Below are 18,072 nucleotides of genomic sequence, written 5' to 3' on the forward strand. Positions count from 1 at the left end.
GTGTTCAGAGCGGGATCGGGATCGTGAGGTTCAGGTCGGCGCTGCCGACGATGGCCACGTTGCCGGCCACGTCCTGCACGAGGCCTTCGCCCAGCTGCAGGCGCAGCAGGCCACCCAGCAATCCCAGGTCCAGGTCGAGGATGCTCGGCACGCCGGCCGCGTCGTCCACGATCGCGTAGCTGCCGCGCAGGTCCAGCAACGGGTTGCCCAGCAGGTCGACCACGCCGAGCGCGCCACCGCCGACCACGATCTTTTCGCTGAACTGCAGCGCGTAGCCGCTGTGCGGCAGGCGGTAGGCGATCTTGTCCGTCACCGTCGGCGCGATCGTGTCGACGACCAGCGCCAGCGCCGCGGACGGCGCGCTGCGGTTGCCGGCGACGTCGGTCTGGACGGCGCGGATGGCGTGGCTGCCGTCGGCCAGCGCGCGGTCCGCGCCCACCGTGAATGCCCAGGCGCCGCCGTTGCCGGCGACGGCGGCGCCGAGCAGCGTCTCGCCGTCGAAGATCTCCACCCGTGCACCCGCCTCGGCCTGGCCGCCGAAGGTGGGCGTGGTCACCCTGGTGACGCCGTCGGCGTTCGACACGCCGGTGTCGCTGGACGCCGCCAGCGCCACGGTGGGCGCCGCGGCGTGCGTGTCGACCGTCAGCGCCAGCGGCGCCGATGCCGGTCCCAGGTTGCCGGCCGCATCGCGCTGGCGCGCCGTCAGCACGTGCGTGCCGTCGTCCAGCGCCGGGCTGTCGACGCGCCAGTTGCCGTACCAGTCGGCCCGGGTCGCGGCGACCTCGACGTCGCCCTCGTACAGCAGGACGGTGGCGTAGGCCTCGGCGCCGCCGCCGCCGAGCCACGGGGTGGCGTGGTTGGTGACGGCGTCGCCCGCGGCGCCGCTGTCGCTGTCGGCGTCCAGCTGCGGGGCCGCCAGCGCCGCCGGCGTCGAGGTGTCGATCTCGATGCCGTAGCCGCTGTTGCCCAGGCCGTCCAGGTAGGCGTAATCGACGTGCGCGGCGTCCAGCAGGTTGCCGGCCAGGTCCTGCACGTGGCCGACCAGGTCGGTGCCGTTGGCCAGCGCCAGGCGTCCGGTATCCTGGTCGCCGGCGGCCACGGTGTAGTTGAACAGCATCGAGCGGCCGTCGGCGCCGATGCCGCTGTAGCGGGCGACGCCGCCATTGTTCAGGTGCAGCGCCGGCACGTCCCCGGCCACCGTCGTGACGGCCTCGCTGAACGCGACCTCGATGGCGATCGTGGCGCCGGGGCCGTAGGCGCCGGCGGGCGTCGGCGCGCCGGCCTCGGTCGCGCGCGGCGCCAGCGTGTCCGGGCCCGCGGTGCGCAGGCGCAGCAGGTCGTCCTGGACCGAATTGCCGGCCAGGTCCGTCAAGCCCCAGGGCAGCGAGAGCGTGTAGTCGCGGCCCGCCTGCAGCTGGTGTTCGGCGGCGTGCAGCGTCAGCGTCCTGCGGTCGCTCGAGAACTGGCCGTCGTCCAGCGTGACGTAGGTGGTATTGCCCTCGGTGTCGGACAGCGCGATCTGCGGCGCGCCTTCGCCGAAGACCGGGTACATGGCTTCGTCGAAGGCCAGCACGAGGTCGCCCCCGGCGTCGACCTGCAGCAGGTCGGCGGCGGGCGTCTGCAGCACCGGCGCGCGCGTGTCGACCACGAACCGCCAGGACAGTTCCGAAACGGCCTGGCCATCCGCCCCGACCACGCGCACCGAGAAGCCGTGCGTGCCGTCCTCGAACACCCGGTCTTGCGGCGCATGATTCCAGTAGCGGCCCTCGAGGCCGACGTCGCCCGCGTCGACGAGTTCGCCGTCGATGCGCAGTTCCAGCCGCTGCCCCTCGGCCAGCGGTGCCGCCAGGGTGCCGGACAGCCCCTGCCAGTTCGCGCTGGTGACGAAGTCGTCGTGGTAGGGACCGTAGAAGTCGTGGATCTGCGCGCCCACGTCGCCCCGCACCGCGTAGTTGGCCGAGGCGACGCTGCCGCTGCCGGCATTGCCGTGCAGGTCGTGCAGCTTGCCCAGGTCGAGGCTCAGGGCATTGGCGGCGGCCACCGTGTCGTCGACGGCGACGAGGCGCGCGGTCCAGGTCAGCCCGCCGTCGCCGCTGGCCAGGTTTTCCAGGCGCGCGTTCGGCGCGGACAAGGCTTCGGCCAGGCCGCCCGCGATCCGTTCGCCCAGGCGGATCGTCACGCCGATGTCGTGCCCCCGGTACAGCGCGTCGCCATCCAGTTCGATGACCGCGCCCGGGCCTTTCGTATCGACCGCGTAGCCGGCCAGGTCGCCGCTGCCGCTGCCGGCATGGCCCGACGTGTCCCGCACCTTGCCCATGTCGATGCGCAGCACGTTGCCGCTCGATTCGACCGCGTTCGGCGTGGCCGCCAGAATCACCGTCCAGGTCAGGCCGCCGTCCAGCGACACCGGGGTGCCCGCCACCGCGTCGGGCGCCGACAGGGCCTCGAGCGGCAGGCTCGCCAGCGCCCTGGAAAAGGCCAGCGTGACCACGATGCCGGTACCCGGCGCGAGCAGGCTGCCGTCGGCGTCGGCCGACAGCAGCACCGGCCCGTCGTCGCCGCCCGGCGCCTCGGGCGTCGCGAACTGCAGGTCCGCGGTGGAGCGCAGGCCGCCGAAGGGCAGGTGCTGGCTCGACACCAGCACGCCGGCCGCCATCACGATGCTGTAGGCATGGCCCGGCAGCAGGCCGGCGACGTCCAGGCTGACCTGGCTGCCCTCGATGCCCACGTCGCCGGCGGCGATCGCGTGCGTATCCGTGGCGCCGACGATGCGCAGCGCCGGCAGGCCGGTGGCGCGGTCGATCACGGTCTGCACGGCGCCGTCGGTCACGTAGATGGTGCCGCTGCCGGTCGCCATCGCGGTATCGAAGTCGAGCACGATGTGCATGCCGTCGGCGCTGCCGCGCAGCGTCGAGTTCAGCAGCACGGGCGCACGCGTGGAGGTCGGCAGGGAGATGGCAGCGGCGGTCTGGGTCATGGCGGTCGTGTGTGGAGACATGGGGCGTGGATGTGCGAATCCCACAAGAAATGGCAGCGCATGGATGATAGCAATAAAACATGCCTGGTGGCATCAAAATGCGGGCGATGGGCGTATTGACGACGGTCCGGACGCCCGGGCGTCCCGGCGGCGCCGGCCATGCCGTGGTATCGTTCGCCCCAGGCGCGCGCGCCGCGGCCCGTTCCCGGCGCTCGCGCCGCCGCCCCGTCTTGACCCGTCGAACCGCCTGCCATCATGCCACCTCATCCGCCATCGTCCGCCCGCATCGCCGATCCGATCCTCGCCGGCGGTGGCGCCATGGGCGCGGCGCTGCTGGCGCACGGCGCGCACGGCCTGGGCGCCGCGGCCGACTGGCCGCAGGCGCTGCGCACGGCGGCCGGCATCGTGCTGCATGCGGGCCAGCCGATGTGCGTGCTGTGGGGGAGCGAGCTGCGCCTGCTGTTCAACGATGCCTGCCGTTTCCTGCCGGGGGCGCCCGAGCCGGCCGACCTGCTCGGCCAGCCGTGCGCGCTGGCCTGGCCGGCATTGCTGGCGGCGGCCGGTACGCTGCTGGAACAGGCGCTGCGCGGCGCGGCCGCCGCGCCGGCCGACATCGTGTTCCCCGCGTCGGGCGACGGCGCCAGGCGGACGCATGCCACGCTGTCCGCCAGTCCGATCCACGACGCCTCCGGCGCGGTCGCCGGCGTGCTGTGCATCTGCACGCCGGCGGCGCCCCAGGCGGCGCGCCTGCGCGTGCTCGACGCCATCGGCGAGGCGACGCGCGTGGCGTCCGATCCCGAAGTGATCATGGAAGCCTCGACCCGCCAGCTGGGCGAATACCTGGGGGCGACCCGCGTCGCCTATGCCGACGTCGAACCGGACAACGACCGCTTCACGATCCGCAACGACTGGCGCGTGGCGGGCGCCATCAGCACCGTGGGCGTGTATTCGCTGGACCTGTTCGGGTCGCGCGCCACGTCGAACCTGCGCGTCGGCCGCCTGCTCGTGATCGACGACGTCGACCGCGAACTGGCCGAAGGCGACGGCTACGAGATGTTCAGCCGGATCGACATCAAGGCGATCATCTGCTGCCCGCTCGTCAAGGGCGGCAGGCTGGTGGCGATGATGGCCGTGCACCAGCAGCGCCCGCGCGCCTGGACGACCGACGAGATCGCGCTGATCGAGGACGTGGTGGAACGCTGCTGGGCGCACATCGAGCGCGTGCGCGCGATGGAGGCGCTGCGCATGGCCGACCGCCACAAGTCGGAATTCCTGGCCACGCTGGCGCACGAGCTGCGCAATCCGCTGGCGCCGATCCGCAACGGCCTCGACATCCTGCGCGTCAGCGACGGCAAGCCCGCCCTGCAGGCTTCCGTGCGCGACGTCATGGACCGGCAGCTGCGCCACATGACCCACCTGGTCAACGACCTGCTCGACATCGCGCGGGTCGCCAGCGGCAAGATCGTGCTGCAGCGGGAAACCGTGGACCTGCGCGACGTCGCCGCCGCCGCGGTCGAGTCCAGCATGCCGCTGGTCGAGGCGGCGCGCCACCGGCTCGACGTCGTCCTGCCCGACGCGCCGCTGGACATCGACGCCGATCCGGTGCGCATGGCCCAGGTGATCGGCAACCTGCTGACGAACGCCGCCAAGTACACGCCGCCGGGGGGGCGGATCGTCCTGAAGGCGGGCATGGACGACGGCGCCGTGGCCATCGCGGTCGCCGACGACGGCATCGGCATCGCGCCCGAGTCGCTGGGCGCGGTGTTCGAGATGTTTACCCAGGTGGCCAAGCACATCGACCGCGCCAACGGCGGCCTGGGCATCGGCCTGTCGCTGGTGCGCAAGCTGGTCGAGCTGCATGGCGGCACGGTGCGCGCCGACAGCCCCGGGCCGGGCCATGGCAGCACGTTCTCGATCCGCCTGCCCGCGGCGAACACCGGCGGGGCAAGGTCGCGGCGGCCGGCGCCGGCCGCCGTGCCATCGCCCGGGCGCGCCCTGCGCGTGCTGGTGGCCGACGACAATGCCGACGCGGTGCGGATCCTGGCGGCGCTGCTGGAACTGGAGGGGCACGAGGTGCGCAGCGCCGGCGACGGCGTCGAGGCGCTGGAGGCGGCCGTGGCGTTCCGGCCCGAGCTGGCGTTCCTGGACATCGGCATGCCGCGCATGGACGGCTACGAGGCCGCGCGCCGGATGCGCGCCATCCCCGGCCTGGAGCGCATCCGGCTGGCGGCGCTGACCGGCTGGGGCGCGCAGGAAGACCGCGCCCGCTCGCGCGCGGCCGGCTTCGACCACCACCTGCTCAAGCCCGCCGCCGCCGGGGACATCCGCGCCGTGCTGGCCGCGGCGGCGGCGGCGCCGGAGAATCAGGTGCGGTAGTCGATGATCAGCGGCGCGTGGTCCGAGAAGCGCTCGTCCTTGTAGATCGAGACGGCGTGGGCCCTGGCCGCGATGCCCGGGGTGGCGACGTGGTAGTCGATGCGCCAGCCCACGTTCTTCGCGTAGGCCTGGCCGCGGTTGCTCCACCAGGTGTACTGCTCGGGGCGCTGGTCGATGCCGCGGTGGACGTCCACCAGGCCCAGCTCGTCGAAGAGGCGCGTCATCCAGGCGCGCTCTTCCGGCAGGAAGCCGGAATTCTTCAGGTTGCCCTTCCAGTTCTTCAGGTCGATTTCCTTGTGCGCGATGTTCCAGTCGCCGCAGATGACGACCTCGCGGCCCTCGGCGATCAACTGCTGCAGGTGCGGCAGGAACACTTCCATGAAGCGGAACTTGGCTTCCTGGCGTTCCGGCGACGACGAGCCGGACGGCGCATACAGCGAGATCACGGTCAGGTCGCCCACGTCCACGCGGGTGTAGCGGCCCTCGTTGTCGAACTCCGTGCAGCCGAAGCCGATCCTGGAGGCGTCCGGCTTGATGCGGCTGTAGACGCCGGTGCCGGAATACCCCTTCTTTTCGGCGTAGTGGAAGTGGCCGTGGTAGCCGTGCGGCGCGAGGAATTCCTCGGTCATGTCGGCCAGCTGGCATTTCAGTTCCTGGACGCAGATGAAGTCGGCGTCCTGGCTGGCCAGCCAGTTGAAGAAGCCTTTCTTGTGGGCGGAGCGGATGCCGTTCAGGTTGGCGGAAATAATTCTTGGCATGGATACGAAAATAGGGCAGGGAAGCGGACAAGTGTAACTGGTTTTGACGATCATCAACACGCTGGCAGGCAAAACCAGGGGCTCGCCAACGCGGCAGGGAATGTGAAACGGCCGGGTTCCACATGTTAAACTAGGCAGTGGTGCCCCGCGCCGGCGGCGCCTTCATCCACGCACAAGGAGTGCCCCGTGCCCATCCATCCGAATCCCCAGCGCGTCGACGACCTGGAGCGCCAGGTGCTGGCGTTGCAGGCCGAGGCGGCGCGGCGGCGCGAGGCCGAGGCCGCGCTGCGCCAGAGCGAACGCGAATTCACCGATTTCGTCGAAAACGCCGCCGAGGGCCTGCACCGGGTCGGCGCCGACGGGACCATCCTGTGGGCCAACAAGGCGGAGCTGCAGATGCTCGGCTACGGCTGGGAAGAGTACGTCGGCCGCCACATCGCCGAATTCCACGTCGACGCGCCCGTCATCGGGGACATCCTGGCGCGCCTGCTGGCCGGCGAGACGCTGTACGACTATCCGGCGCGCCTGCGCTGCAAGGACGGCTCGGTCAAGCACGTGCTGATCCATTCGAACGGCTATTTCGAGGACGGCCGGCTGCGCTACACGCGCTGCTTCACGCGCGACGCCACCGAGCGGCGCGAGCGCGACGCGGCGCTGGCCCAGCGCGACCGCATCCTGCTCGACGCGCCGGTGGCGGCGGCCCTGCTGGCCGGCCCGGACTTCACCTTCCGCCTGGCCAACCGCCGCTATTGCGAACTGCTCGGGCGCGCCGGCATCGAGGGCCGCACGTTCCTGGACGTGTTCCCGGAGCTGCGCGACAGCGAATCGCTGCACCTGCTCGAGCAGGTCCGGCGCAGCGGCGAGATGGCGCAGGCCGAGGAGATGCGCATGGTGCTGCGCGACGCGCACGGCGCGCCGTGCGAGCGCTTCCTGAAGTTCTCGGTCGAGCCGCTGGTGCAGGAGGACGGCGAGCGCGGCCTGATCGTGGTCGCCGTCGACGTCACCGAGCACGTGCGCGGCCGCCAGCAGATCGAGCGCGCCCACGCCGAGCGCGCCGAACTGCTGGCCGAGCTCACCGCCGCCAGCCGCGCCAAGGACGAGTTCCTGGCCATGCTGGGCCACGAGCTGCGCAATCCGCTGTCGCCGATCGTCACCTCGCTGCAATTGATGCGCATGCGCGGCGACGGCGTCGCGCTGCGCGAGCGCGGGATCATCGAGCGCCAGGTCGAGCACCTGGTGCGCCTGGTCGACGACCTGATGGACGTCTCGCGCGTCACGCGCGGCAAGATCGACCTGAAGCTCGAATCCGTCGACATCGCACAGCCCTTGGCAAAGGCGGTGGAGATGGCGAGCCTGCTGCTGGAACAGCGCCGCCACCGCCTCGACGTCGACATCGAGCCGGGCATCGTCTGGGAAGGCGACCCGGTGCGCCTGGCGCAGGTGGTGTCGAACCTGCTGACCAATGCGGCGCGCTATACCGAGCCGGGCGGCCACGTGGTGCTGCGCGCCTGCCGGGCGGACGCGCAGGCGCTGCGCATCGCGGTGGCCGACGACGGCATCGGCATGGCGCCGGAACTGCGCGCCCAGGTGTTCGACCTGTTCTTCCAGGGCAAGCGCAGCATCGACCGCGCCGAGGGCGGGCTCGGGATCGGCCTGGCGCTGGTCAAGAACATCGTCGAGCTGCATGGCGGGCAGGTGGAGGCGCGCAGCGAGGGCAAGGGCAGGGGCAGCGAATTCGTCGTCACGCTGCCGCTGGCCACGCCCGGCTGCGGCGCGGCGCCCGCCGCTCCGCCCTTGCCGGCGGCGGCGATGGCGGTGTGCCGCGTCATGCTCGTGGACGACAACATCGACGGCGCCGAGACGCTGGCGCGCCTGCTGGCGGCCCACGGCCACGAGGTGCGCGTGTTCCACGAGCCGATCGCGGCGCTGGCGGCGGCGGCCGCGTTCCGGCCCGACCTGGCCGTGCTCGACATCGGCCTGCCGGTGCTCGACGGCTACGAACTGGCGCGGCGCCTGCGCGCGCTGCTGCCGGGCCACCGCTGCCGCATGGTGGCGCTGACCGGCTACGGCCAGCAGGCCGACAAGGCGCGCAGCGAGCAGGCCGGCTTCGAGCGGCACCTGGTCAAGCCGGTCAACCCCGACCTCGTGGTGCGCCTGGCGGCCGGCGCCTGACCGGCCGCTGCGCAGGCGATTCGCGGCGGATTACAATACCGGTTTTATCGTCACCAGGGGTCATTCGTGGAAAACCTGCGCCAGCAGTTCATTGCGTTCTCAGTCCAAGCCGAAGTCCTGAAGTTCGGCCAGTTCACCACCAAGGCGGGGCGCCAGTCGCCGTATTTCTTCAACGCCGGCCTGTTCCACGACGGCGCCACGCTCGGCAAGCTGGCGCAGTTCTACGCCCAGACCCTGCTCGATTCCGGCATCGCGTTCGACATGCTGTTCGGCCCCGCCTACAAGGGCATCACGCTGGCATCAAGCACCGCCGTGGCGCTGGCCGCCAAGGGCCGCGACACCTCGTTCGCCTACAACCGCAAGGAAGCCAAGGACCACGGCGAAGGCGGCACCATCGTCGGCGCCAGGCTGGCCGGCAAGGTCGTCATCATCGACGACGTGATCTCGGCCGGCACCTCGGTGCGCGAGTCGGTCGCGATGATCCGCGCCGCCGGCGCCGAACCGGCCGCCGTGCTGATCGCGCTGGACCGCATGGAGCGCGGCGGCAAGGACGGCGTGCTGTCGCCGCTGTCGGCCGTGCAGGAAGTCAGCCAGACCTACGGCATCCCGGTGATCTCGATCGCCAACCTGGCCGACCTGTTCGCCTACCTGTCGGCCGATCCGGCGCTGGCGCAGTACAAGGATGCGGTGGCGGCGTACCGCGCGCAGTACGGCGTGGCCTGAGCGGCCGGGAGGTCTGGTTCGATCCGGGACCTCCAGCCGGCCTCAGCGCAGGCCGGCCGGAACGTTTGCCGCTTCGTGCGCGAGCGCCGCCAGGCGAGCGCATCGATCGCCGAGGAAGCCGGCGAGGCGCATGACGAAGTCGCGCTCGTCGGCCGCATACGTCGTCGAACGCGACAGCTCGGCGGCCGCCGCATGCCCTGTACGCCCGCGACCGACATGCGGACCTTGCCGTCCCAGACCGTGAACGGCATGTCGCGGTCGGCAATGCGCGCATTATCGATAAGATTTCTGAAATTCCGAAATACGCTGGTGGTGTTGATGCATGGTGCCCAAATTTCTGAAAATCCGAAATCTTGCAATGCAGGCTGATGTGATGGTGAATGTTTCTGACGGTCCGAAATCATTCATGCGTGCATTCTCGACGAAAAAAAACCGGAGCAAGCTCCGGTTCTCGTTGAAGCGCTGACGGCTCAACCCGCCAGCTTCTTCTTCAGCAGCTCGGTCACCTGGGCCGGATTGGCCTTGCCCTTCGAGGCCTTCATGGTCTGGCCGATGAGGGCGTTGATCGCGGCTTCCTTGCCGGCGCGGTACTGCTCGACCGACTTGGCATTGGCGGCCAGCACCTCGTCGACGATCGCTTCCAGCGCGCCGACGTCGGAGGTCTGCTTCAGGTCCTTCTGCTCGATGATGACGTCGGCCAGGTGCTCGTCTTCCGACTTCGCTTCCCACATTGCCGCGAACACTTCCTTGGCGGCCTTGTTGTTGATGGTGCCGTCGGCGATGCGCTTGAGCAGCAGCGCCAGTTGCGAGGCTTCCACCGGCGACTCGGCGATGTCGACGCCGGCGCGGTTCAGCGCCGACGACACTTCGCCCATCATCCAGTTGGCGGCCGCCTTGGCGTTGTCCTTGCCGGCCTTGGCCACCACGGCTTCGTAGTAGGTCGCCATCGCCTGCGACGAGGTCAGGATCAGCGCGTCGTATTCCGGCAGGCCGTAGTCGCCGGTGAAGCGCGCGCGCATCGCGGCCGGCAGCTCCGGCATGCCGGCCCTGACGCGCTCGATCCAGTCCTCGGAGATGGTCAAGGGAGGCAGGTCCGGGTCGGGGAAGTAGCGGTAGTCCTGCGCGTCTTCCTTGCTGCGCATGGCGCGGGTTTCCTTCTTGTCCGGGTCCCACAGGCGGGTGGCCTGCTGCACCTTGCCGCCGTCCTCGATCAGCTCGATCTGGCGCCGCACCTCGTAGTGGATCGCCTCTTCCATGAAGCGGAACGAGTTCAGGTTCTTGATCTCGCAGCGCGTGCCGAATTCCTGCTGGCCGAGCGGGCGCACCGAGACGTTGACGTCGCAGCGGAACGAGCCTTCCTGCATGTTGCCGTCGCAGACGCCCAGCCACATCACCAGCGCATGCAGGGCCTTGGCATAGGCCACGGCCTCGGCGGCGCTGCGCATCTCCGGTTCGGAGACGATTTCCAGCAGCGGCGTGCCGGCGCGGTTCAGGTCGATGCCGCTCATGCCGGCATAGTCCTCGTGCAGCGACTTGCCCGCGTCCTCCTCGAGGTGGGCGCGGGTCAGGTTGACCGTCTTCGTCTGCAGCTTGCCGTCCTTCTCGAACGCGAAGGTCAGGGTGCCGCCCTGGACCACCGGGTCCTCGAACTGGCTGATCTGGTAGCCCTTCGGCAGGTCCGGATAAAAGTAGTTCTTGCGCGCGAACACCGACTGCGGCGCGATCTTCGCGCCGACCGCCAGGCCGAAGCGGATCGCGCGCTCGACGGCGCCGCGGTTCATCACGGGCAGCACGCCCGGCAGCGCCAGGTCGACCGGGCTGGCCTGGGTGTTCGGCTCGGCGCCGAAGCGGATCGAGCTGCCGCTGAAGATTTTCGAGTTGGTCGTGAGCTGGACGTGGTTCTCAAGACCGATGACGACTTCCCATTGCATAGTGTTCTCTCTTGTTTGTCTCTGCCGGCATGGCGGGCACGGGGTGCCCGCCCTACGGACGGTGAAAGTAGCGTAGGGTGGGCTCCCCGAGCCCACCATGTCCTCTAGACACCGTCGGGCGCGCGTTGGTGCCAGTCCGTGACCTGCTGGTACTGGTGCGCGATGTTCAGCAGCTTCGCTTCGGCAAAGTAGTTGCCGATGATTTGCAGGCCAACCGGGCGCTTGGCGTTCTTCTCCCCCTGGCCGAAGCCGACCGGGATCGACATGCCGGGCAGGCCGGCCAGGCTGGTCGACAGCGTGAAGATGTCGGCCAGGTAGTTGGCCACCGGGTCGTCGGCCTTGGCGCCCAGGTCCCAGGCGACGGTCGGGGCCACCGGGCCCATGATCACGTCGCACTTGTCCCTGAAGGCGGCCTGGAAGTCGTCGGCGATCAGGCGGCGGATCTTCTGCGCCTGCACGTAGTAGGCGTCGTAGTAGCCGTGGCACAGCACGTAGGTGCCGACCATGATGCGGCGCTGGACTTCCTTGCCGAAGCCCTGGGCGCGCGTCTTCTTGTACATGTCCTGCAGGTCGGTGTACTCCGGCGCGCGGTAGCCGTAGCGCACGCCGTCGAAGCGCGACAGGTTGGACGAGGCCTCGGCCGGGGCGATGATGTAGTACACCGGGATCGACAGCGCCGTCTTCGGCAGCGAGATCTCGACCAGGGTCGCGCCCAGCTTGACGAATTCGTCGAGCGCGGCGCGCACGGCCTGTTCGACGTCGGCCGCCAGGCCTTCGCCGAAGTATTCCTTGGGCACGCCGATGCGCAGGCCGGTCAGCGGTTGGTGCAGGTCGCGCGCGAAATCCTCGCGCACGTTGCCCTGCTCGACGGTGAGGCTGGTCGAGTCGCGCTCGTCGAAGCCGGCCATCTCGTTCAGCAGCAGCGCGCAATCCTCGGCGGTGCGCGCCATCGGGCCGCCCTGGTCGAGCGAGGAGGCGAACGCGATCATGCCGAAGCGCGACACGCGGCCGTAGGTCGGCTTGATGCCGGTGATGCCGCAGAACGCGGCCGGCTGGCGGATCGAGCCGCCGGTATCGGTGCCGGTCGCGGCCGGCGCCAGGCGCGCGGCGACCGCGGCGGCCGAGCCGCCCGAGGAGCCGCCCGGCACGGCCAGCGCGTCCCAGGGATTCCTGACGGCGCCGAAGGCCGAGTTCTCGTTCGAGGAACCCATGGCGAACTCGTCGCAGTTCAGCTTGCCCAGCGTGACCATGCCGGCGTCGGCGAACTTGCCGACCACGGTGGCGTCGAACGGGCTGACGTAGTTGCCCAGCATCTTCGAGGCCGCCGTCGAGCGCCAGCCGCGGGTGACGAAGATGTCCTTGTGCGCGATCGGGATGCCGGTCAGCGGGCCGGCCAGGCCGGCGGCCAGGCGCTCGTCGGCCGCCCTGGCCTGGGCCAGCGACAGTTCCTCGTTCACGTCCAGGAAGGCGTTGTGGCCGCTGGCCGCGATGCGGTCGAGGTAGTGCCGGGTCAGCTCGGTCGCCGAGACTTGTTTCGCGTGCAGGAGCGTGGACAGCTCCTTGATGGTCTTGTTATGCATGATTGACGACGTTCCCTGCTGGTTATTCGATAACTTTGGGCACCAGGTACAGGCCGTCCTGGGCTTTCGGCGCCGGGGCCTGGTAATCCTCGCGGCGGTTTTCCTCGGTGACCACGTCGTCGCGCAGGCGCAGCGGCTGCGCCATGATGGCGGACAACGGTTGCGACAGCGGCGCAACGCCGCTGGTGTCCACGGCCTGCATCTGCTCGGCCAGGGCAAAGATCCCGTTCAGCTCGTTCAGGGCGATTTCGGCGTGAGCCTCGTCCATATCGAGCTGGGCCAGGTTGGCAATCCGTTTTACGTCTGAAAGTGTCAGGGACATGGCAAATGGCGCGGCCGGGGCCGCGTTCGAAAGATGAATATGCAGATAATGAAATTTGGATAACGGCGCGCTAAAGCCGATAAAAGCTTGGTAATGCCGTCGATCTCGCCTGCCGATTTGGGGGCGAATCCACCCGTTTTTCAGCGTTTAATCGACAAATTATAAGGTAGAATGGCGGGCTAATGCGTTCTCGGCGCCGAAAGGAGCCTCGACCGGCCGCCTCGTGCGGCAGCTGTTTCGTCGGGGGGGCCATCGGCCAACCGCCACGCGACAACAAGCCCGCGACGCCCAGCTGCGATCGCGGCAAGGATTCCCGATCAATGTCGCGGACTCCGGTCACCCACTCCGGAGTCCCTTTTTAGGCGCACCGCGTTGCGCATCAGGACACACATGTTTGGTTTTTTACGCAGCTATTTTTCGAATGACCTGGCCATCGACCTGGGCACCGCCAACACGCTGATCTACGTGCGCGGCCTGGGCATCGTGCTGGACGAGCCGTCGGTCGTCGCGATCCGCCAGGAGGGCGGCCCGAACGGCAAGAAGACGATCCAGGCGGTCGGCAAGGAAGCCAAGCAGATGCTCGGCAAGGTCCCCGGCAACATCGAGGCGATCCGCCCGATGAAGGATGGCGTGATCGCCGACTTCACCGTCACCGAGCAGATGCTCAAGCAGTTCATCCGCATGGTGCACGACTCGAAATTCTTCCGTCCGTCGCCGCGCATCATCATCTGCGTGCCCTGCGGCTCGACCCAGGTCGAGCGCCGCGCGATCCGCGAATCGGCGCTGGGCGCCGGCGCCTCGCAGGTCTACCTGATCGAGGAGCCGATGGCCGCCGCGATCGGCGCCGGCCTGCCGGTGGCCGAGGCGACCGGCTCGATGGTCGTCGACATCGGCGGCGGCACCACCGAGGTGGGCATCATCTCGCTGGGCGGCATGGTCTACAAGGGTTCGGTGCGCGTGGGTGGCGACAAGTTCGACGAAGCCATCGTCAACTACATCCGCCGCAACTACGGCATGCTGATCGGCGAACAGACCGCCGAGGCGATCAAGAAGGCCATCGGCTCGGCCTTCCCGGGTTCCGAAGTCAAGGAAATGGAAGTCAAGGGCCGCAACCTGTCGGAAGGCATCCCGCGCTCCTTCACCATCTCGAGCAACGAGATCCTGGAAGCCCTGACCGACCCGCTCAACAACATCGTCTCGGCCGTCAAGAACGCGCTGGAACAGACCCCGCCGGAACTGGGCGCCGACATCGCCGAGAAGGGCATGATGCTGACCGGCGGCGGCGCGCTGCTGCGCGACCTGGACCGCCTGCTGATGGAAGAAACCGGCCTGCCGGTGCTGGTGGCCGAAGACCCGCTGACCTGCGTGGTGCGCGGCTCGGGCATGGCGCTGGAACGCATGGACAAGCTCGGCTCGATCTTCTCGTACGAGTAATCGCGCGGGTACATGGCGCGGGCAGCGTGTGCGGCGATCCCGCATGCCTGCCCGCGTTTCGACTTTGGCGCACGGCGCCGTCATTGACGTTGGCGCGGCGCGCCCGCATTATTGGAAGTCATGGAATACAGTCCTCCGCCGCTGTTCAAGCAAGGCGCCCCCGCAAGGGTCAAGGTGACGGTGTTCGCTCTGATCTCGATTGCACTGCTCGTGGTCGACGCGCGCTTCCACACGCTCGCCGCCGTCCGCCAGGTGGCGGCCACGGTGCTGTACCCGCTCCAGATGGCCGCCCTGGCCCCGCGCGACGCGCTGGCCGGCATGGGCGACTATTTTTCCTCGATCTCCGCGCTGCAGAAGGAAGTGCATGAGCTCAAGAGCCAGCAGGTGGCGCTGGCCCAGGCCATGCAGCAGGCCCAGCTCCAGATGGCCGAGAACGCCCAGCTGCGCAAGCTGATGGACGCGCGCGAGCACCTGCCGGTGCACTCGATGATGAGCGAGATCCTGTACGACGCGCGCGACCCGTCGACGCGCCGCGTGGTGCTCGACCGCGGCGCGCGCAACGGCGTCAAGCTCGGCCTGCCCGTGATCGACAATGCCGGCGTGGTCGGCCAGGTCACGCGCGTGTTCCCGTTCACCTCCGAAGTCACGCTGCTGACCGACAAGGAGCAGGCGATTCCCGTGCAGGTGCTGCGCAGCGGCCTGCGCAGCGTCGCCTACGGCCGCGGCCACTCCGGCCTGCTCGACCTGCGCTTCGTGGCGCCCAACGCCGACATCCAGGTCGGCGACGTGCTGGTCACCTCGGGCCTGGACGGCATGTACCCGGCCGGCCTGGCCGTCGCCAAGGTGATCCAGGTCGAGAACGTGGCCCAGGGCGCCTTCGGCCGCGTGATCTGCCAGCCGCTGGCCGGCATCGACCGCCACCGCCAGCTCCTGATCGTGATGTCCGACCAGCCGGCCGTGCCGCGCCCCGAAGACGCCCACAAGACGAACGGCAGCGCGGCGTCGCGCCGCAACCTGCCGAAGATGGAGCCGGTCCCGGCCCCGCCGCTGCAGCCGCAGCCTCTGCCGCCGGCGAATGCGCCCGCCGCCGCCGGCCAGGCGGCGCCTTCCGGCGCGCCGGCCGCGGGCGCCGCCCCGGCGGCGACCGGCACGACGCCCCCGGCGGGCGGGCGGCCCGCCACCGCACCTGCCGCACCCGCCGCCGCCGCACCCGCCGCCGGCGTTCCCGCGGCGACCGGCCCGGCCGCGCGCACCCCGGCGCCGGCGCGCCAGACCGCGACCCCGAAGGAGGGCGGCTGATGGCCTCGTCGACCCGACCGCATTACATCCTGCTGCCGGTCAGCCCGCTGTTCATCGCCTTCAGCCTGGTCTGCGCCTTCATGCTCAACCTGCTGCCCTGGGGCCGCTGGGTCGGCGCGCCGGACTTCGTCGCGCTGGTGCTGGTGTTCTGGGGCATCCACCAGCCGCGCAAGGTCGGCATCGGCATCGCGTTCTGCATGGGCCTGCTGATGGACGTGCACGACGCCACGCTGCTGGGCGAGAACGCGCTGGCCTACACGCTGCTGTCCTACCTGGCGATCATGATCCACCGGCGCGTGCTGTGGTTCCCGCTCTTGACCCAGGCGATGCACGTGTTCCCGCTGCTGCTGCTGACCCAGTCGATCCAGGTGCTGGTGCGTTTCTTCGTGACCGGCCGCTTCCCGGGCTGGCTGTATTTCATCGAAAGCGTGATCGCGGTGGCCCTGTGGCCGCTCATCACCTGGCTGCTGCTGGCGCCACAGCGCCGCGCCGTCGACAAGGACCATACGCGTCCGATCTGACCGAACCTCTTTGCCTGAATGACCGAGCTTAACGACAGCGACCGCGAGATCCACCGGTTCCGCATGCGCCTGACGGCGCTGATGCTCTTCATCTTCGTCTGCTTCGGCCTGCTCGTCGCGCGCTGGGTGTGGCTGCAGGTGATCAAGCACGAGCAGTACATGTCCCAGGCCGAGGACAACCGCATCGCGCTGGTGCCGATCGTCCCCAACCGCGGCCTGATCGTCGACCGCAACGGCGTGGTCCTGGCCAGCAACTATTCGGCCTACACGCTCGAGATCACACCGTCCAAGCTGGAGGCCAACCTCGATTCCGTGATCGACGAACTGGCCAAGCTGGTCGCCATCGAGCCGAAGGACCGGAAGCGCTTCAAGCGCCTGATGGAAGAGTCGAAGAACTTCGCCAGCATCCCGATCCGCAACCGCCTGACCGACGACGAAGTCGCGCGCTTCACGGCGCAGCGCTTCCGCTTCCCCGGCGTCGAGGTGCAGGCGCGCCTGTTCCGCCAGTACCCGCTGGGCGAAGTGGCCTCGCACGTGATCGGCTACATCGGCCGCATCAACCAGCGCGAGGCCAAGGCCATCGAGGACGACGAGGACACGACGGTGGCCGCCAACTACAACGGCACCGACCACATCGGCAAGGAAGGCCTGGAAAAGAGCTACGAGCGCCAGCTGCACGGCCAGACCGGCTACGAGGAAGTCGAGCGCTCGGCGGGCGGGCGCGCGATCCGCACGCTGTCGCGCCGCGCCCCGGTCCCGGGCAGCAACCTGATCCTGTCGATCGACATCGAGCTGCAGAAGGTGGTCGAGGAAGCGTTCGGCGACTTCCGCGGCGCCCTGGTCGCGATCGAGCCCGAGACCGGCGACGTGCTGGCCTACGTGTCGCGTCCCGGCTTCGACCCCAACCTGTTCGTCGACGGCATCGACACCCAGAGCTGGAACGAGCTGAATACCTCGCTCGACCGGCCGCTGATGAACCGCCCGCTGTCCGGCACCTATCCGCCCGGCTCGACCTTCAAGCCGTTCATGGCGCTGGCCGCGCTGGAGCTGGGCAAGCGCCGCCCGGAGCAGGGCATCAGCGACGCCGGCTTCTTCATGCTGGGCGGGCACCGTTTCAACGACGACAAGCCGGGCGGCCACGGCTACGTCGACATGTACCGTTCGATCGTGATGTCCTGCGACACCTATTACTACCAGCTCGGCAACGACATGGGGATCGACGCCATCAGCGGCTTCATGAAGCAGTTCGGCTTCGGCCAGCCCACCGGGATCGACCTCGAGCACGAGAAGAGCGGCGTGCTGCCTTCGCAGGAATGGAAGCGCGAGCGCTTCAAGCGCAACCGCGCGGCGCAGAAGTGGGTCGGCGGCGACACGATCTCGGTATCGATCGGCCAGGGCTTCAACAACTACACGATGCTGCAACTGGCGCACGCGGTGGCGACGCTGGCCAACAATGGCGTGCTGATGAAGCCGCACCTGGTCAAGATGGTCGAGGACGGCGGCACCCGCCAGCGCAGCCTGACGGTGCCGAAGGAATCGGGCCGCATCCCGCTCAAGCAGGAAAACATCGACGTCATCAAGCGCGCCATGGTCGGCGTGATCAACGACCAGAGCGGCACCGGCTTCATCCCGTTCCGCAACGCCGGCTACGTCGCCGGCGGCAAGACCGGCACCGCGCAGGTGGTGGGCCTGAAGGGCGCCAAGTACAACCACAACATGACGCCGGAACGGCTGCGCGACAATGCGCTGTTCACCGCGTTCGCCCCGGCCGACAAGCCGCGCATCGCGATCGCGATGGTGGTCGAGAACGCCGGTTTCGGTTCGACCTACGCGGCGCCGATCGCGCGCAAGGCGCTCGACTATTACCTGCTCGGCAAACGCCCGGGCGACAAGGCCAGGCCGGCCGCTCCCGCGCCCGCACCCGCACCCGATGCGGCGGCGGCGGCGGCGCCAGGGGCGGCCGGCAACGTGGAGTAAGC

13 protein-coding genes are annotated in these 18,072 nt (G+C 69.3%); 8 read left to right on the top strand and 5 right to left on the bottom strand.

The window, feature by feature from the left end; translation table 11 throughout:
- Positions 1–4: 4 nt before the first annotated feature.
- Complete coding sequence (locus tag QZ749_RS06300; RefSeq protein WP_296944619.1) at positions 5–2,977, bottom strand: Ig-like domain-containing protein; 2,973 nt, start codon at positions 2,975–2,977, stop codon at positions 5–7.
- A gap of 255 nt (positions 2,978–3,232) precedes the next feature.
- Between QZ749_RS06300 and QZ749_RS06305 the strand changes: the two genes are divergently transcribed.
- The gene (locus QZ749_RS06305; protein WP_296944623.1) at positions 3,233–5,353 is read left to right on the top strand and encodes an ATP-binding protein; all 2,121 of its coding nucleotides are present in this window, start codon (positions 3,233–3,235) and stop codon (positions 5,351–5,353) included.
- Here QZ749_RS06305 and QZ749_RS06310 read toward each other — a convergent pair.
- Complete coding sequence (locus tag QZ749_RS06310) at positions 5,341–6,111, bottom strand: exodeoxyribonuclease III (protein WP_296944625.1); 771 nt, start codon at positions 6,109–6,111, stop codon at positions 5,341–5,343. The genes QZ749_RS06305 and QZ749_RS06310 overlap by 13 nt on opposite strands.
- Before the next feature lie 186 nt (positions 6,112–6,297).
- Here QZ749_RS06310 and QZ749_RS06315 point away from each other — a divergent pair, with 186 nt between their 5' ends.
- The 3 genes from QZ749_RS06315 to QZ749_RS06325 all read left to right on the top strand — a co-directional run bounded on the left by QZ749_RS06315 (position 6,298) and on the right by QZ749_RS06325 (position 9,375).
- Entirely contained in the window at positions 6,298–8,283 is a 1,986-nt protein-coding gene (locus QZ749_RS06315; protein WP_296944628.1) for an ATP-binding protein, read from the top strand.
- Between the two features lie 66 nt (positions 8,284–8,349).
- Positions 8,350–9,006 (top strand): orotate phosphoribosyltransferase, encoded by a 657-nt coding sequence (pyrE, locus tag QZ749_RS06320; protein ID WP_296944630.1) that lies wholly within the window; start codon positions 8,350–8,352, stop codon positions 9,004–9,006.
- A gap of 75 nt (positions 9,007–9,081) precedes the next feature.
- Complete coding sequence (locus tag QZ749_RS06325; protein ID WP_296944633.1) at positions 9,082–9,375, top strand: hypothetical protein; 294 nt, start codon at positions 9,082–9,084, stop codon at positions 9,373–9,375.
- A 101-nt stretch (positions 9,376–9,476) separates the two neighbouring features.
- Here QZ749_RS06325 and gatB read toward each other — a convergent pair whose 3' ends face one another.
- Genes gatB through gatC form a run of 3 tightly spaced genes read right to left on the bottom strand, consistent with a single transcriptional unit; the run spans position 9,477 to position 12,839 of the window.
- A complete protein-coding gene (gatB, locus tag QZ749_RS06330) occupies positions 9,477–11,036 on the bottom strand; it encodes an Asp-tRNA(Asn)/Glu-tRNA(Gln) amidotransferase subunit GatB (protein WP_296944636.1) in 1,560 nt (519 codons plus the stop codon).
- 5 nt (positions 11,037–11,041) lie between these two features.
- Positions 11,042–12,517, bottom strand: coding sequence for an Asp-tRNA(Asn)/Glu-tRNA(Gln) amidotransferase subunit GatA (gene gatA / locus QZ749_RS06335; RefSeq protein WP_296944638.1), 1,476 nt, complete (start codon positions 12,515–12,517; stop codon positions 11,042–11,044).
- A gap of 22 nt (positions 12,518–12,539) precedes the next feature.
- Positions 12,540–12,839, bottom strand: a complete 300-nt coding sequence (gene gatC / locus QZ749_RS06340) for an Asp-tRNA(Asn)/Glu-tRNA(Gln) amidotransferase subunit GatC (protein WP_296944640.1) — start codon at positions 12,837–12,839, stop codon at positions 12,540–12,542.
- 390 nt (positions 12,840–13,229) lie between these two features.
- Here gatC and QZ749_RS06345 point away from each other — a divergent pair, with 390 nt between their 5' ends.
- The 4 genes from QZ749_RS06345 to mrdA all read left to right on the top strand — a co-directional run bounded on the left by QZ749_RS06345 (position 13,230) and on the right by mrdA (position 18,070).
- The gene (locus tag QZ749_RS06345; RefSeq protein ID WP_036235315.1) at positions 13,230–14,273 is read left to right on the top strand and encodes a rod shape-determining protein; all 1,044 of its coding nucleotides are present in this window, start codon (positions 13,230–13,232) and stop codon (positions 14,271–14,273) included.
- Positions 14,274–14,393: 120 nt separating this feature from the next.
- Entirely contained in the window at positions 14,394–15,572 is a 1,179-nt protein-coding gene (gene mreC / locus QZ749_RS06350) for a rod shape-determining protein MreC (protein ID WP_296944647.1), read from the top strand.
- Entirely contained in the window at positions 15,572–16,093 is a 522-nt protein-coding gene (mreD, locus tag QZ749_RS06355) for a rod shape-determining protein MreD (protein ID WP_296944649.1), read from the top strand. The genes mreC and mreD overlap by 1 nt, the downstream gene beginning before the upstream one ends.
- A gap of 18 nt (positions 16,094–16,111) precedes the next feature.
- Positions 16,112–18,070, top strand: coding sequence for a penicillin-binding protein 2 (gene mrdA, locus QZ749_RS06360; RefSeq protein WP_296944651.1), 1,959 nt, complete (start codon positions 16,112–16,114; stop codon positions 18,068–18,070).
- Positions 18,071–18,072 lie beyond the last annotated feature (2 nt).

Source organism: uncultured Massilia sp. (assembly GCF_913773735.1).
Lineage (GTDB): Bacteria > Pseudomonadota > Gammaproteobacteria > Burkholderiales > Burkholderiaceae_D > Telluria.